Below are 14,239 nucleotides of genomic sequence, written 5' to 3'. Positions count from 1 at the left end.
CCTTGTGTGTCATTGCATAAAAGGACCCCAAGACGGCTCGGTCACAACGCCGCCCCGAACGGACAAAATTTGCCGAGTTCGACCATCGGTCGAAACAGCGGCCAGCACGCCACGGCCGTTCACTTGAGTGGCGTAAAGAACGTATTGACCATTCGCCGCGAAGCTCGGCGATTCGTCATGTGTCGTGTCGGTCAGGGCCGTGGCGACGCCGGTCTCTAGGTCCTGGATGTAGAGCTTGAAGGCCCCGCCCACACGCGAGATGTAGGCGAGTTCCTTGCCGTCCGGGCTCACGCGCGGGCTCGTGTTGTAGTTCCCCGTGAACGTCACGCGCTGCGCGCCGCCGGCGCTCTCGCCCTGTGCGGGCATCTTATAAATTTGCGGTTGACCGCCCCGGTCGCTCGTGAAGTAGATCCACTGGCCGTCGGGCGAATAGAAGGGCTCCGTATCGATCGACGTGCTGTGCGACAAACGGCGCAGCCCGCCGCCGTCCGCATTCACGGCGTAAATCTGCGTATTGCCCGTCAGCGTCAATGCGACCGCGACGGTGCGACCGTCCGGCGACCACGCCGGCGCGCTGTTGCTGCCTTTCTGATCGGAGATGACGACGCGGCGCCCCGTCGGCAAATCGTGGATGTAGACGATCGGCTTACGCTTTTCGAACGAGACGTAAGCCACCTTCGTGCCGTTGGGCGACCAAGCGGGCGAGATGATCGGCTCGGGGCTCGAGAGCGCGACGTGCGCGTCTTGGCCGTCCGAATCCGAAATCTGCAGTTGATACCGGTTGCCGACTCTCACCACGTACGACAGCCGCGTCGCGAAGGCGCCGCGCGTGCCGAGCAGCTTCCAATAGATGTAATCGGCGATCTTGTGCGCGGTCAGCCGCAAGCTGTCCGGCGGCGTCGTGAACGACAGACCGCCGAGGCTTTGCCCCTTGACCGTGTCGTAGAGCCTAAAGCGCACGTCGTATTGACCGTTCGCCGTGCGCTGAACGCTGCCCGCGACGAACGCATTGGCGCCCTTGACCTTCCAGGCGCCCAGGTCGACGGAATCGGTTTCGGAGATGGGTGCGGAACCGGCATCGATCAACGAAAACTTCCCGCTGTGCTGCAGATCCTGACGCACGATTTCACTGACGGATTGCGGCGCCCCGGTTTCGCCGGCGAAATTGGCCGTCGCGATCGGAAACTGCGTGGAGCCGACGCCCGTGACGAGCACGTTGAGCTGCGCGTGCGCCGAGGCGGCCGACGCGATCAGGCATGACGCCAATAAAGTCCGCAAGCCTAGTTTCGTCATCAAACTCATGCTGAAAATCCCAAAAAACGAAAAAGTGGCACGACAGCCAAGAGACTCTCGGATGCACGAATCGTTCCTGACAGGGGCCGGATCATCGAGGCGCGCATCCTAGCGTTCGGTCAGCCCGCCGGCCGCAGCGTGATCAGGAACGTCGCCGGCGCGCGCCCGTTCGTATCCAGCGGCATCGGATTCGAGGCGTTCACGGCGTTCAATGCGGCCTGATCCCATTGGGCGTTGCCGCTGCCCTTTTGAATCGACGCCGACAGTACCTGGCCGTCCGGCGCGCAGTGGACCGAAACGATTGTTTCGAGCCCGGCTGTTTCGCCCGCCCAAATAATGTTCGGCCGCACGCGCCGGCGCACCTTGTCGGCATAGCCGGGCGACGCGGCTGTGCCGCCCGAGCCGCTGCCCGTGCCGCTCTTCGCGAGCCCGTTGCCGCCTTCGCCTTGGCCCGCCATGCCTTGCAGTTGCGCGAGCCGCGCGCGCCGCTCTTGTTCGAGCTTCTGCTTGGCCTGCTGCTGGGCGGCCGCCGCCTTTGCCTTCGCGGCTTTGTCGGCCTCGGCTTTTTGCTGGGCCTCTTGCTGTTGCTTAAGTTGCGCCTGCTTTTCCTGTTCCTGCTTCTTCAGTTGCGCTTGCTTTTGCTGTTGCTGCTCCTGTTGCTCGCGCAGCTTCTCGGCCTGTTCCTGCTTGAGCTTCTGAGCGGCAGCGGCCTTTTGCGCCGCGAGTTCCGCTTGACGCCGCTCTTGCTCCTGCTGCTCCTTCAACGCCTTTTGACGCTGGACTTCGGCAAGCTCGGCCGCGCGGGCCGCCTCTTGCTGCTTACGCTTCTTTTCTTGCAGCGCGATATCGGCCTGTTCTTGGTCGACCGGCGGCGCCGGTTCCACGCGTACGGGCGGCGCGGGAGGAGGGGGCGTGGGCGCCGGCGTGGGCGAGATATCGGTCCAAATCTCGGCTTCCGCCCCGGCCGGCGTGCTGTTTTGCCAATGGATGCCGTGGTACAGGAACAGTCCGAGCAGCACGTGCATCACGAGCGCGAGGGCGAACGCGCGCCACGTCCCGCGTTCGCGAGGCGGTTGAAGCGGATAGACGGACTTCTTGCGGTTCATTGCGATTTGACGAGCAAGCCCACACGCTTGACGCCGCGCGCCTTCAAGTCGGACATCACTTTCATGACCGCGTCGTACTGCACGGTCTTGTCGGCGGCGATCACGACCGGTTGATCGGGATGCGACGCCTGGCGCTCGGTCACGAAGCTGTTCAGATCGGCGCGTGTCATCTGCTGTTCCTGCTCGGAGCCGCCCGTATCGTCCTTGTAGCGCACGCTGATCTTGCCGTCGGCGCGAATGTTCACGACGACGGGCGGCGTTTGCTGCTGCGGCGCCGCCCCGCCGACCGTGGGCAGATTCACGATCGAGGGCGCGACGAGCGGTGCTGTCACCATGAAGATGACGAGCAGCACCAGCATGACGTCGATGTAGGGCACGACGTTGATGTCGGCCATCGCGCGGCGCGAACGGCCGCCGCGCATGCTGGATCGGTTGGTGGAGCCGGCCATCGCGTGCTCCTTAATGCGCCTGGCGCTGCAAGATGTTCGAGAACTCTTCGATGAACGTTTCGAAGCGGATCGCGAGGCGATCGATATCGTGAGCGTAGCGGTTATAGGCGACCACGGCCGGAATCGCCGCGAACAGACCGATCGCGGTGGCCGTCAGCGCTTCGGCGATGCCGGGCGCGACGTTCGCGAGCGTGGCTTGCTGCACGTTGGCCAAACCGCGGAACGCGTTCATGATCCCCCACACGGTGCCGAACAGGCCGATATACGGGCTGACCGAACCGACCGACGCGAGGAACGCCAGATTCGCCTCCAGCACGTCCATCTCGCGCTGGAAGGCCGCGCGCATCGCGCGGCGCGCGCCGTCGAGGATCGCGCCCGGATCGTTGATCCGCCTTTCCTTGCCTTTCAAGAATTCGCGCATGCCCGATTCGAAAATCCGCTCGAGCCCGCCGATCGTATGGCGGTTGTTGGCGGCGCTTTGATAGAGCGCCTGGAGATCGCCGCCCGACCAGAAATCGCGCTCGAATTGCTCAGTTTGCGCCCGCGCCCGCCGGATGGCAAACCACTTGCGGAAGATGAACGTCCACGACATCAGCGAGAGCAGCAGCAGCAGCCCCATCACCGCCTGCGCGAGCACGCTCGCGTTCAGGACGAGGGAAATAATCGACAAATCTTGTGCGTTATTCATAAAAAGTAGGCTTATGCGTCAGAACGGCGAGGTCCTGCAAGCTACGCAAAGGCTAGTAGTCGGCCACTTGAAAGCCTTATGCATCAAGGCGGAGCCCCGTTTGGTATCGACCGGCACGATACTAGTTCATCGACGTAGTCCTCAACGGAAATTAAGCGTTTGCCGTTGACACGCTCCCGATAAATGCGCGCGGATCGCGCCGCAGCGCATCGGATACGGAGCCGGGCAACGCCACCGGCTTGAGCGTGGCAAGCTCCACGCAGCCGACGCGAATCGTGCCGACGGCGAGCAGCGCATCCTCGCGCCACGCCTCCTGGACGAATTCGACGCTCGCCTTGCCGAGCCGCTCGATGCGGTTCGCGATGGTCAGCAAATCGTCGAGCCGGGCCGGCGCGCGGTACTGCACGGCCGTTTGACTCACGATGAAGACGATGCCGTGCTCCTCGGCGAGCCTGCGTTGATCGATGCCGCACGCACGCAGCCATTCGGTGCGCGCCCGCTCGAAAAACTTCAGATAGTTCGCGAAAAAGACGATGCCGCCCGCATCGGTATCTTCGTAATAGACGCGGATCGGCCAATCGAAGCTAAATTGCACGCCGCGATGGCTGGTTGGCTGGTTCATGGCCCGGCATTTTACCGGATGTGCCAACCGGTCTCGAAAATGCGCGGGCAGGGCCGCCGGTACTGGGTTTGCGGGTTTTCGACCGGGGCGGCCCGGGGGCAGGACGCGCTGTGCGGCGCGCATCCCGAGCCGAGCCGGGGGCAGGCCTGCCCCTTAACATTGCCTAACGGGTGCGCTTCACATAAACTATCGCGCTCATCCCTGCGTGACTGGCGATAAAACCCTTCGGGGTCAAGGTGGAGCGACCCACCGTGAAGCGCAGGGTGCCGTTTTGCCGTTCGCCTGGGCAGCCGAGTGATGGTGCGCCGTCGTTTGCGTCGCCAGCGGTTGTCTCGCCCACACAACGGAAATCTCCGCCACGTCTGGGCTGGCCTTCCGCCAGCAGCGCAAGCGTACGACCGGTACGTGTCCCGCGCACGATTCGGCCAACCTGACCACCCTTAACGGAACGCGTATGTTTGACAGAGCCCAAAGCACCATCGCCAACGTCGATCCTGAAATCTGGAACGCCATCCAGCAGGAAAACCGCCGCCAGGAAGAGCATATCGAGCTCATCGCGTCGGAAAACTATACGAGCCCGGCCGTGATGGCCGCCCAAGGCTCGCAATTGACGAACAAGTACGCCGAGGGCTATCCCGGCAAGCGTTACTACGGCGGCTGCGAGTATGTCGACGTCGTGGAACAGCTCGCGATCGACCGCGTCAAGGCGCTGTTCGGCGCCGAGGCCGCCAACGTGCAGCCGAACTCGGGCTCGCAGGCGAACCAAGGCGTGTTCTTCGCGATGCTCAAGCCCGGCGACACGATCATGGGCATGAGCCTGGCCGAAGGCGGCCACCTGACGCACGGCTCGCCCGTGAACATGTCGGGCAAGTGGTTCAACGTCGTCAGCTACGGGCTGAACGAAGCGGAAGACATCGATTACGATGCCGCCGAAAAGCTGGCGCAAGAGCACAAGCCGAAGCTGATCGTCGCGGGCGCCTCGGCGTTCGCGCTGAAGATCGACTTCGAGCGCCTGGCGAAGATCGCGAAGTCGGTCGGCGCTTACCTGATGGTCGACATGGCGCACTATGCGGGCCTCATCGCCGCCGGCGTGTACCCGAACCCCGTCCCGCACGCGGATTTCGTCACCACGACCACGCACAAGAGCTTGCGCGGCCCGCGCGGCGGCGTGATCTTGATGAAGGCCGAGTACGAGAAGCAGATCAACTCGGCCATCTTCCCCGGGATCCAAGGCGGCCCGCTGATGCACGTGATCGCCGGCAAGGCTGTGGCATTCAAGGAAGCGGCGTCGCCCGAATTCAAGACGTACCAGCAACAAGTCGTGGAAAACGCTCGCGTCCTGGCGGAAACGCTTGTCAAGCGCGGTCTGCGGATCGTGTCGGGCCGCACCGAAAGCCACGTCATGCTCGTCGATCTGCGCGCCAAGAAAATCACGGGCAAGGCCGCCGAAGCCGCACTGGGCGCCGCGCATATCACCGTCAACAAGAACGCGATTCCGAACGATCCGGAAAAGCCCTTCGTGACGAGCGGTATTCGTCTGGGCTCGCCCGCGATGACGACGCGCGGTTTCGGTCCGAAGGAAGCCGAGCAAGTGGGCAACCTCATCGCCGACGTGCTCGACAATCCGGAAGACGCGGCGACGATCGAGCGCGTGCGTGCTCAGGTGAGCGAGCTCACGAAGCGCTTCCCCGTCTACCGCTAACCGGCTATGCGCTGCCCCTTCTGCCGGCACGAAGATACGCAAGTGGTCGACTCGCGCGTATCGGAGGACGGCGCCGCAATTCGGCGGCGCCGGCGCTGCCCAGCCTGCGACAAGCGTTTCACGACGTACGAGCGGGTTGAGTTGACGCTGCCGGCGGTGGTCAAGAAGGATGGCAGCCGCAGTGAATTCGACCGCCGCAAAATCGCGGCGAGCATGCGGCTCGCGCTGCGCAAGCGCCCCGTGTCCGCCGAGGCCATCGATGCGGCGGTGGCCCGCATCGAATATCAATTGCTCGGCAGCGGCGAGCGCGAAGTGCGTAGCGAACGGTTGGGCGAACTCGTGATGAACGAGTTGCTCGCGCTCGACAAGATCGCCTATGTGAGGTTTGCTTCCGTGTACCGGCGCTTCGAAGACGTATCCGAATTCGAGGATGTGATCGAGGAGTTTCGCCGGCCGAAGCAAGACAAGCCCACGCGCAAGCGCTGATCTCTTTTCTGCTTTAACCACGCCTTTTCTCCGCTGCAATCGATGAATGCGCCATTGTCGGCCGCAGGGGTCGTGGCGCTCCATTAGGCCGAACGGACGATGGTGCCGCGCGGCGGGACTCGCTAGATTGTCGACGTGTCGACGATCGGAGCGAGCAAAGATGCAAGACGTATTCGGGCCTGGCCACGTTCGCCGGGCCATGCGCCGCGGCGGTTTTTCACTCGTCGAGCTACTCGTCGTCATCGCGTTGACGGCATCGGCCGCCGTGGTCGCGGCGCCCATGTTCTCGGCCTGGCATGCACGCGATCGTGTGGACGGGGCGGCCAGAGCGCTGCTCGCAAGCATGACGTTGGCTCGGGGCGAGGCGATCGCCCGTGGGGTTCGCGTCGTCGTGTGCGCCGTCGATGGCACGGCTCGTTGCGCGCCTAGCTTCGAGCCTTGCCCACGGGGCGCCATCGCGTGGTCGTGCGGCTGGGCGGTCGTCGCGGACCCCGGGCCCTCGGCGCAAGCGTTGCGCGTCTATCGGCGAGCGCCGGGCGTCTCCATCGCCGCGCGCACAGTGCCGGTCGAATTCACGCCACCGGCTGGGCAGGTCATCGGTGGTTTTCGCCGCTTCGAACTCGCGGCGGCGGGTGCGATCGGGGCAAGCGATGCCGATCGTTTGCGCCGGTGTATTCGCATCGCCGCGGGTGGACGGCCGAGGCTGGACCGCGGCGGATGCGATCGGGGCCGCGGCGCATGAATACGAGCCGCTGCAATACGCGCGGATGCGCTGGCGCTTCCTTGGTCGAGGTGTTGGTGGCGTTGTCACTCGTTGCCGTTTCGATGCTCGGCGTCGCCGCGGCTCGATTGGCGGCGCTGCACGAGGCCGACACGTCCACGCGGCGCGCCCGGGCCTCATGGCTGGCCGCGTCGATAGCCGAGACCATGCGATTGCCCGAGGGACATTCGGTCCTGCTCGAGTATTCGCGAGCGCGCGCACAGGCGATTGCGCCGGGTACAAAGGTTGAGATAAGCGATGGCCGGGGCGATATCGCTTCTGTCGTCGTGCATTGGCCGGGCGGGGCCGAGCACGGGCGCCCTCCCGATTCAGACCCTTGCTCGGCCGCTGATGGCTACGCGCCCGCGTCATGTATCGCACTCTCGTTCTTCGCGGGAGGGAAATAATGCGAGCGAGGCTGGACGGCGCAATACGGGCGCTTGCGCGTGCGGCGAGACCACGCTCCTCGCGCGGGCAACGCGGCCATTTGCTGCTCGAGTGGTTGATCGCTGCGGCGATCGGGCTAGGCGTGCTAGCCGGCGCGTTGGCCTTGTATCGAAGCCATCGCGAATCGTTCGATCGGGCGGCCGATGGGGCTCGCATGTATGAGGCGGCAGCCGCGGCGCTGATGCTCGTCGGACAGCAGATCCAGCTAGCCGGGTTTGCGCCCGTCGGCGAACCGGCGCTAAAGGCCCACGTCTCTCCAGGCGTTTTCGGTTGTCAGTCCGCTCGGCTCGTTGCCGGCAACGAGCCCGATGAGCTGGGCTGTATCGGCGATCGCGCGGTTCGCGCAGGGTCGGACGAGATCGTCGTGCGCTATATCGACGATGCGGTGGCCACTTGGCGCGGGGCCTCGGGCGAGGCGACTGATTGTCTCGGGCAAGGCGTCGGGCGCTCCGGAGCACAGGCTACGATCGTCAACCGGTTTTACGTCGCTCAACCGCCGCGGCGTGGCGAGCCGGAACTGTATTGCGCCGGCAACGGGGGCGGTGGGACGCCGCAGCCGATTGTCGAAGGGATCGAGCGAATGGAAATCCGCTATTGGCTGCCGGGGGCCAGCGAACCCGTTCGTGCGAGTACCGTCTCCCTTACGCCGGTGCGGTGGGCCGAAGTGCTGGCGGTCGACTTATGTGTCGTTGCGCGCGGACGGCGCATCGTGGGCGCCGGTGGCTTCGTCGGTTGCGACGGGCAGTATGTTTCGAGCGATGACGGACGCGCTCGGTTGTCGTTGTCGCGTCGTGTGGTTGTGCGCAACCAGGCTGGGACGCTGCTATGACGGTCCTCCGTTGTCGTCGATCGTGGCGTCGCCACAGAGGTGTCGCGCTGCCGAGCGCATTGATGCTTGCTTCGATGATGTTGGCGACATCGGCTGCGTGGCTCGAGGTGTCGATGGCGCGAAACCGATTCGACGACAATCTGCGCGAGCATTTGCGGGCGTCGCAAGCGGCCGACAGCGCGCTGGCCCTATGCGTCCGCGACTGGCGCGCCGGCATCGCACCCGCGCATCCCGCGTGGCATACGGCGCCGGCGCAGCGAACGGCTTTCGACGGGCTTGCCGCGTACGAGCCCGTGCCGTCGTGGCCCGGTTCGGCGCGCCCGCCGCACTGTGTGATCGAAGCCGTGGGCCCCGATAGCCTCGAAGGCCCCGAAAGCGATGAACAAGCGCGAGCCTATCGAATCACCGCACGTGGGTTCGGTGCGCTCGAATCGACGCAAGCTTGGCTCGAACTGACGATTGCGCGCGAGTCGGGCCGGGAGCGGCAGGCATGGCGGCGCATCCTGTCCGCGCCGACCACGAACTAATGCCGCTGGCAGAGCATCATCCACCACAACGACGAATCGGGAGAGAGATGAACGACGCCATGATGCGAACCCCTCCGGCCTCCGCCGCAGCACTCGCTCGTCTCCAACGCACGAACGGGACGGGCTTTTCGATGCTCGAAGTCGTCATTGCGCTGGCTGTGGCAGCCGTGCTGACCGCATACGCCATACCGTCATATCGGGCCTACTGCGCACGAGGCCACCGGATCGATGCCGTGATGGCGTTGCATCGGGCCGCGCAACATATCGCCGCCGATGCCTCGCCGTTACGGACAGCGCCTCGGTTGCCCCCCGGCCTCGATCGTGTGCCGGAGCGGGGAAGGGCCGTCTATCGGCTGGAGGTGTCCGCGAACGGCGAGGCAAGCGGGGGATACGCGCTTAAAGCGATTCCCGAGGCCGATGGCCCGATGCGCGGCGACGCGTGCGGGGTGTTCGTGCTCGATGCCCTTGGATTCCGTTCGAATCTGGGCGCGGCGATGGGCGGCGCCAGTGTCGAGCGCTGCTGGGCCGGGCGGGCGATTTAACGAGAAGTCCGGCTACGGCTCATGAGCCGCCATGCCGGGCGGGCACGCGCTTATCGCTTATCGTGAGGCAACGGGCGCGGCTACTCGCTGGCTTCGTCCGCGCCGCCCGCTTCGTCGTGCCGGTGCGAGAAATGACTCCAGGCGCGCAGCCCGGCGAAAGCGGCCGCACCCAAGGCGCCCCATTTGAGCAACGGCTTGGCGCCGGCGGCCACCGTCGCACGCAGCGGCTTGCCTATTACGAGTGACGCCAGCGAAGTCACGAGCGGATGTTGGAAGACCCAATCGCTGATCGTTGCATTGACGCCGCGCGCCGACGGCTTCCCGCGCGTGCGGCCCAATCCCGGCACGAGCAGCTTGATCCAACCGAGGCTGGCGAATTTGCGCTGTAGCTCCGCGCGCGCTTGAATGAATTCGGCACGCTCGACCTCGGCGCGCAGCAACAGCAACTCCTTGCGGACGGCGCGCATCTGCGGGGTGCTGGCGTCCCGCACCGAGGAACGCTTACGGTGTGCCGAGCTTGAGGAGGGGATTTGGTTCATAGGGGCGCAGGTTCGAAGAGCCGAAAGGGCCGGAAATCGCAACGAGGGGCGCGCCGCACGACAGCGCAAGTCCGGCGCGCGGTCGCGATCACGGTTCGCGGAACATGTCGCGGTCCTTCTCGAATTCGTGCAAGACGGCCTCGAACACGATCGGCGCCGCGCGCAAGCCGCTACGCGCGCGCAGCGCGCAGATGAGCGCGCCGATCGCGTAGACGCCGGTGATGCCGGCCAGCACTTGCCAGCGATAGGTGTCCCAGAAGGCGACGGCAACCAGGGCCGTCAAGCTGATGAGCGCCATCAGCGCGAAGATCGCGGCGACGAGCCCGAGGAAGATCACGGCGACGAGGCGCTCGCGCTCCTCGGCCAACTCGATGCCGATCAGCTCGAGGCGCGCGTGAAACAGGGCGAGCACCGATCCGATCATGCGGCGCAACGGCCCGTGGCCGGCGTGCTGCGAATGCGTATCGTTTGGCATGGATTGGCGAAAATGCATGCAATGCGACGGCCTGCATTGGCGGAGCGGGCGTCACCCGGCTCCGGCCATGCTCGGCAAAAGCCCGCGGATGGAAGGACGCGGGCCGCCCTTCGCGCGCGGGCGCGGTTATTTGCGGTTGATCAGCAGGCCGACGAGCACGCCCACGCCGGCCGCGATACCGATGGCCGTCCATGGATGTTCGTGGACATAGTCGTCGGTGGCGCGTACGGCCTTCTTGCCTTTCTCGACGACAACCACTTGGACGTCCGCCGCTTTTTCCTTCGCTTGCTTCAAGCGGCCGAGCGCGGTTTCGCGCAATTCGGAAGCGCGTTCGCCGGTCGCGCTGGCCGCTTGCTTCAAAAGGTCCTCGGCGTCGGCGAGGACGGTACGGATATCGGACATCAATCTCTCCTTGTTGACTTCTGACATTAGAGCCCCCTTGTATCGTGCACGCGTGCATCGTACCAAAGATAGGACGATCGGCGGTGTGCTGCGGCCTAGTTCGCGCCGCGCACGAATCATTCCCGGCGGCGCACTCATACGCACTCATAGTATGCAGGCACGAACGCACGCCGAGTCGACGCAGGTCAGGTCATCCGCAGTGTCTTGGCGGCGAGACGAAATTACAAAGACGTGGGCAGTCGAGCGCGGATGCCTGCCGAGGCGGCCCAAGACGAAACCGGCCGCACGCCTCAAGGAGCTTGCGGCCGGTTTGGTTTGGGCTCGACGCAGAGGATTCGTCTGAAGTGAGCAAGCCGATCGATTCGATCAGAAGAACGCCTGAATCCCGGTTTGCGCGCGGCCGAGGATCAGCGCGTGGATATCGTGCGTACCTTCGTAGGTGTTCACGACTTCGAGATTGACGAGATGGCGCGCCACGCCGAACTCGTCCGAAATGCCGTTGCCGCCGAGCATGTCGCGGGCAAGCCGCGCGATTTCGAGCGCCTTGCCGCACGAATTGCGTTTCATAATCGACGTGATTTCAGTGGCGGCCGTGCCTTCGTCCTTCATGCGTCCGAGGCGCAGCACGCCTTGCAGGCCGAGCGTGATCTCGGTTTGCATATCGGCGAGTTTCTTTTGAATCAACTGGTTGGCCGCCAGCGGGCGGCCGAACTGCTTGCGGTCGAGCACGTATTGGCGAGCCGTGTGCCAGCACGATTCCGCGGCCCCGAGCGCGCCCCAGGCGATTCCGTAGCGAGCCGAGTTCAGGCAGGTAAACGGGCCGCGCAAACCGCTGACGCCCGGCAACATGTTCTCCTGCGGGACGAACACGTCGTCGAGGACGATTTCGCCCGTGATCGACGCGCGCAGCCCAACCTTGCCGTGGATCGCCGGCGCCGTCAGCCCCTTCCAGCCTTTTTCCAGAATGAAGCCGCGGATCGCATCGGCGCCGTTCTCCTCGAGCTTGGCCCAGACCACGAACACGTCGGCGATCGGCGAGTTCGTAATCCACATTTTCGCGCCCGAGAGCGAGTAGCCGCCGTCGACCTTGCGCGCCCGCGTGACCATGCTGCCCGGGTCCGAGCCGTGATTCGGTTCGGTCAAACCAAAGCAGCCGATCCATTCTCCCGTGGCGAGCTTCGGCAGATATTTGGCTTTTTGCGCGTCGGAGCCGAACTCGAAGATCGGCACCATGACGAGCGAGGATTGCACCGACATCATCGAGCGATAGCCCGAATCCACGCGCTCGACTTCGCGCGCGATCAGGCCGTAGCTCACGTAGTTCAATCCCGGGCCGCCGTACGTGTCGGGGATCGTCGGGCCGAGCAGGCCGAGTTCGCCCATCTCCCGGAAGATCTCGATGTCGGTCCGCTCGTGACGGAATGCTTCGGTGACGCGCGGCAGCAGTTTGTCTTGCGCGTAGGCGCGCGCGGCATCGCGCACCATCCGTTCGTCTTCGCTCAACTGCTGATCGAGCAGCAGCGGGTCGTCCCACTGAAACCGGGCGGCGTCGGCCATCGTCATCTCCTTTCGATGCTTGACTAAAGTTCCGCTATGCGGAACACTGTTTTGCAAATACGATCGAGTTTATCACCCGCCGATGCGCGCTTCCACCGTTCGCTCTTCAACCGGTCCCGTCGCCGAGCCGCTTTCACTCTCGGAGGACATCGACGATCGCAAGTTCGTCGTCGCGCTCGCTCGTGGGCTCGAGCTCTTGCGGGCTTTCCGGCCCGGCGACACGTTGCTCGGCAATCGCGATTTCGTCGCGCGCACGGGACTGCCGAAAGCCACGGTCAATCGGCTTGCCTACACGTTGACGGTACTGGGCTACTTGCGTTTTGACGAAACGCTCGGCAAGTACGCGCTGGATGCGGGCGTGCTCTCGCTCGGCTTCGGTCTGCTGGCCGGCACGGACACGCTGGAGTTGGCGCGTCCGCATATGCGCACGTTGGCGCGCGAGGTCGGGGCGGCGGTCTCGCTCGGTTGCCGGGACGCGCTGGACATGATCTATCTGGAGACGATCCGCAGCGAGACAGCGCTCACGCTCGGCCTCGCGTCGGGTTCGCGGCTATCGATGCTGACGAGTTCGATGGGGCGGGCCTATCTGGCCGTCATCGGCGCTGAGGAGCGCGAGGCCTTGCTCGCCGAGCTGGAAGCGGCCGGTGGCGAGGATCGCCGGGAGCGAGCCGCGCAAGTCCAAGCTGCTAGGCGCGAGGTCGGGGCGTTCGCGCGCGAGGGTTGCTGTTTTTCGTTTCGCGACTGGCATGACGACGTCAATGCGGTGGCCGTGCCGTTTCGCGATCCGCGCGACGGCCGCTGGCTCGTGCTCAGTTGCAGCGGGCCGGCCTCATCGATGGGGGAAGCGATGTTTCGCGAGCGCATCGGCCCGCGTCTACGCGCGTTGGCGCGGCGCCTGGGCGAGGCGCGCTAACGCAGCGCGCAAGCCTTCTTCGGCTCGAACAGCGGGCCTTGGACGAAGCGGGCGCCGAACTGGGCCAGCGTGTCGAACTGCGCCTCGGTGGCCACGCGATCGAAAATGAGCGGAATGCCGAGCCGGTTCGCGTACGCAATCAGCGGCTTGGCCATCGCATCGCGCAGCACGGCGCCGCCGTCGATCTTGATGAAGTCGAGCCGCGCCATGTCCGACACCGACAAAATATGCCCGGCATTGGGCAGATTGCCCGCCACCTTGAAACCGTAGCGCTGGTAACTGTTGGCCAGGTAGCCGAGAAACGTGCGGTGCGCCACGGCGGCGCTCGGCAACTCGATGATGACGCGCGCCGGATTGAGCCCGAAGCCGATCAGCACCGACGAGAAGTGCTGCCCGTGGTCGTATTTGACGCTCTTGAGCAGCCGTTCGTGCACGCGCAGGAAAAGTAGGCCGTGGCGCTGCGCGCCGAAGAAATTCACGGCGTGCAGCGTCCGCGCCAGGCGATCGAGCGTCACGAGTTCGCGATCGTCGGTGACGGTGTCGAACGGATCGAACGTTTCGCCGTCGGCACGCTCGGTCAACGCCTGGAAGCCCAGTTCGTCGCCGAACCGGTCTGCCTTTTCAGGCGAACTCCATAGCGTCTGCATACCGCTCATGCTGACGTCGAAGATGGGCTGGTAGGCGCTTTGCAGCCGAACGTCATGAAAGCGCGCAAACGCGACCTGCTCGCGCTCGTCGAGCGATAAGTGCTCGCGCAAGGAGGGGTGATCGGCGGCTCGCGCAACGAGCGCGGGAATGGTTGGCGGGATCATCGGGGGAAATAAGGCACGCAGACGATAGTACCAGGCTGCGCGTCATCGGCATCAGCTAAATACTTATATCTACAGTATCGCCGAGGCTTC

The 14,239-nt window shown here is 64.8% G+C and carries 17 protein-coding genes and 1 riboswitch; of the genes, 7 read left to right on the top strand and 10 right to left on the bottom strand.

Features of this window, described 5'->3' with window-relative positions; all coding sequences use genetic code 11:
* Positions 1-9: 9 nt before the first annotated feature.
* From tolB to ybgC, 5 genes are all read right to left on the bottom strand, one after another.
* The gene (gene tolB, locus DXT59_RS21110; RefSeq protein WP_116138806.1) at positions 10-1,302 is read right to left on the bottom strand and encodes a Tol-Pal system beta propeller repeat protein TolB; all 1,293 of its coding nucleotides are present in this window, start codon (positions 1,300-1,302) and stop codon (positions 10-12) included.
* Positions 1,303-1,412: 110 nt separating this feature from the next.
* A complete protein-coding gene (gene tolA, locus DXT59_RS21105; protein ID WP_116138805.1) occupies positions 1,413-2,399 on the bottom strand; it encodes a cell envelope integrity protein TolA in 987 nt (328 codons plus the stop codon).
* Entirely contained in the window at positions 2,396-2,848 is a 453-nt protein-coding gene (gene tolR / locus DXT59_RS21100; protein ID WP_116138804.1) for a protein TolR, read from the bottom strand. Before tolR ends, tolA begins: the two co-directional genes overlap by 4 nt.
* 10 nt (positions 2,849-2,858) lie before the next feature.
* Positions 2,859-3,536: a protein TolQ gene (tolQ, locus tag DXT59_RS21095; protein WP_102647856.1), complete on the bottom strand. Its 678-nt coding sequence runs from the start codon at positions 3,534-3,536 to the stop codon at positions 2,859-2,861.
* 151 nt (positions 3,537-3,687) lie between these two features.
* On the bottom strand, positions 3,688-4,158 hold the full coding sequence (gene ybgC / locus DXT59_RS21090; RefSeq protein WP_116138803.1) for a tol-pal system-associated acyl-CoA thioesterase: 471 nt from the start codon (positions 4,156-4,158) through the stop codon (positions 3,688-3,690).
* Between the two features lie 195 nt (positions 4,159-4,353).
* A riboswitch (ZMP/ZTP riboswitch) is annotated at positions 4,354-4,453 on the top strand.
* A 159-nt stretch (positions 4,454-4,612) separates the two neighbouring features.
* Here ybgC and glyA point away from each other — a divergent pair.
* The 6 genes from glyA (at position 4,613) to DXT59_RS21050 (ending at position 9,451) form a co-directional block, all read left to right on the top strand.
* Positions 4,613-5,860 (top strand): serine hydroxymethyltransferase, encoded by a 1,248-nt coding sequence (gene glyA / locus DXT59_RS21080; RefSeq protein WP_116138802.1) that lies wholly within the window; start codon positions 4,613-4,615, stop codon positions 5,858-5,860.
* Positions 5,861-5,866: 6 nt separating this feature from the next.
* The gene (gene nrdR, locus DXT59_RS21075; protein ID WP_116138801.1) at positions 5,867-6,346 is read left to right on the top strand and encodes a transcriptional regulator NrdR; all 480 of its coding nucleotides are present in this window, start codon (positions 5,867-5,869) and stop codon (positions 6,344-6,346) included.
* A gap of 160 nt (positions 6,347-6,506) precedes the next feature.
* Positions 6,507-7,088 (top strand): GspH/FimT family pseudopilin, encoded by a 582-nt coding sequence (locus DXT59_RS21070; RefSeq protein ID WP_240324607.1) that lies wholly within the window; start codon positions 6,507-6,509, stop codon positions 7,086-7,088.
* 424 nt (positions 7,089-7,512) lie between these two features.
* Complete coding sequence (locus DXT59_RS21060; protein WP_116138798.1) at positions 7,513-8,382, top strand: PilW family protein; 870 nt, start codon at positions 7,513-7,515, stop codon at positions 8,380-8,382.
* A 62-nt stretch (positions 8,383-8,444) separates the two neighbouring features.
* Positions 8,445-8,909: a pilus assembly PilX family protein gene (locus tag DXT59_RS21055; protein WP_162878179.1), complete on the top strand. Its 465-nt coding sequence runs from the start codon at positions 8,445-8,447 to the stop codon at positions 8,907-8,909.
* Between the two features lie 59 nt (positions 8,910-8,968).
* Positions 8,969-9,451 carry a type IV pilin protein gene (locus tag DXT59_RS21050; RefSeq protein ID WP_240324606.1) on the top strand — a complete coding sequence of 161 codons (483 nt, stop codon included), beginning with the start codon at positions 8,969-8,971 and terminating at the stop codon, positions 9,449-9,451.
* An 80-nt stretch (positions 9,452-9,531) separates the two neighbouring features.
* On the opposite strand, the gene DXT59_RS21045 is transcribed toward DXT59_RS21050, so the two are convergent.
* The 4 genes from DXT59_RS21045 to DXT59_RS21030 form a co-directional block, all read right to left on the bottom strand.
* Positions 9,532-9,918 (bottom strand): DUF3318 domain-containing protein, encoded by a 387-nt coding sequence (locus DXT59_RS21045; protein WP_240324605.1) that lies wholly within the window; start codon positions 9,916-9,918, stop codon positions 9,532-9,534.
* A 160-nt stretch (positions 9,919-10,078) separates the two neighbouring features.
* On the bottom strand, positions 10,079-10,465 hold the full coding sequence (locus tag DXT59_RS21040; protein WP_116138795.1) for a phage holin family protein: 387 nt from the start codon (positions 10,463-10,465) through the stop codon (positions 10,079-10,081).
* 126 nt (positions 10,466-10,591) lie between these two features.
* Complete coding sequence (locus DXT59_RS21035; protein ID WP_116138794.1) at positions 10,592-10,894, bottom strand: ElaB/YgaM/YqjD family protein; 303 nt, start codon at positions 10,892-10,894, stop codon at positions 10,592-10,594.
* Between the two features lie 339 nt (positions 10,895-11,233).
* Positions 11,234-12,424, bottom strand: a complete 1,191-nt coding sequence (locus DXT59_RS21030) for an acyl-CoA dehydrogenase (protein ID WP_116138872.1) — start codon at positions 12,422-12,424, stop codon at positions 11,234-11,236.
* An 82-nt stretch (positions 12,425-12,506) separates the two neighbouring features.
* Between DXT59_RS21030 and DXT59_RS21025 the strand changes: the two genes are divergently transcribed.
* Entirely contained in the window at positions 12,507-13,337 is an 831-nt protein-coding gene (locus DXT59_RS21025; RefSeq protein WP_162878178.1) for an IclR family transcriptional regulator, read from the top strand.
* Here DXT59_RS21025 and DXT59_RS21020 read toward each other — a convergent pair.
* Positions 13,334-14,149 carry an EAL domain-containing protein gene (locus tag DXT59_RS21020; RefSeq protein WP_116138793.1) on the bottom strand — a complete coding sequence of 272 codons (816 nt, stop codon included), beginning with the start codon at positions 14,147-14,149 and terminating at the stop codon, positions 13,334-13,336. The two genes, DXT59_RS21025 and DXT59_RS21020, sit on opposite strands and share 4 nt — an antisense overlap.
* Positions 14,150-14,239 lie beyond the last annotated feature (90 nt).

Origin of the sequence: Trinickia diaoshuihuensis (genome assembly GCF_003390925.1) — a bacterium.
In the GTDB taxonomy this organism is placed as follows: Bacteria; Pseudomonadota; Gammaproteobacteria; order Burkholderiales; family Burkholderiaceae; genus Trinickia; species Trinickia diaoshuihuensis.
Note: the sequence above shows the minus strand (reverse complement) of the source record. Positions and strands in the feature narration are given on the sequence as shown.

Bases quoted from the DNA above. Each gene is read 5' to 3' on its own strand.
- tolB (WP_116138806.1), bottom strand. From the start codon at position 1,302: ATGAGTTTGATGACGAAACTAGGCTTGCGGACTTTATTGGCGTCATGC.
- tolA (WP_116138805.1), bottom strand. From the start codon at position 2,399: ATGAACCGCAAGAAGTCCGTCTATCCGCTTCAACCGCCTCGCGAACGC.
- tolR (WP_116138804.1), bottom strand. From the start codon at position 2,848: ATGGCCGGCTCCACCAACCGATCCAGCATGCGCGGCGGCCGTTCGCGC.
- tolQ (WP_102647856.1), bottom strand. From the start codon at position 3,536: ATGAATAACGCACAAGATTTGTCGATTATTTCCCTCGTCCTGAACGCG.
- ybgC (WP_116138803.1), bottom strand. From the start codon at position 4,158: ATGAACCAGCCAACCAGCCATCGCGGCGTGCAATTTAGCTTCGATTGG.
- glyA (WP_116138802.1), top strand. From the start codon at position 4,613: ATGTTTGACAGAGCCCAAAGCACCATCGCCAACGTCGATCCTGAAATC.
- nrdR (WP_116138801.1), top strand. From the start codon at position 5,867: ATGCGCTGCCCCTTCTGCCGGCACGAAGATACGCAAGTGGTCGACTCG.
- DXT59_RS21070 (WP_240324607.1), top strand. From the start codon at position 6,507: ATGCAAGACGTATTCGGGCCTGGCCACGTTCGCCGGGCCATGCGCCGC.
- DXT59_RS21060 (WP_116138798.1), top strand. From the start codon at position 7,513: ATGCGAGCGAGGCTGGACGGCGCAATACGGGCGCTTGCGCGTGCGGCG.
- DXT59_RS21055 (WP_162878179.1), top strand. From the start codon at position 8,445: ATGCTTGCTTCGATGATGTTGGCGACATCGGCTGCGTGGCTCGAGGTG.
- DXT59_RS21050 (WP_240324606.1), top strand. From the start codon at position 8,969: ATGATGCGAACCCCTCCGGCCTCCGCCGCAGCACTCGCTCGTCTCCAA.
- DXT59_RS21045 (WP_240324605.1), bottom strand. From the start codon at position 9,918: ATGCGCGCCGTCCGCAAGGAGTTGCTGTTGCTGCGCGCCGAGGTCGAG.
- DXT59_RS21040 (WP_116138795.1), bottom strand. From the start codon at position 10,465: ATGCCAAACGATACGCATTCGCAGCACGCCGGCCACGGGCCGTTGCGC.
- DXT59_RS21035 (WP_116138794.1), bottom strand. From the start codon at position 10,894: ATGTCAGAAGTCAACAAGGAGAGATTGATGTCCGATATCCGTACCGTC.
- DXT59_RS21030 (WP_116138872.1), bottom strand. From the start codon at position 12,424: ATGGCCGACGCCGCCCGGTTTCAGTGGGACGACCCGCTGCTGCTCGAT.
- DXT59_RS21025 (WP_162878178.1), top strand. From the start codon at position 12,507: ATGCGCGCTTCCACCGTTCGCTCTTCAACCGGTCCCGTCGCCGAGCCG.
- DXT59_RS21020 (WP_116138793.1), bottom strand. From the start codon at position 14,149: ATGATCCCGCCAACCATTCCCGCGCTCGTTGCGCGAGCCGCCGATCAC.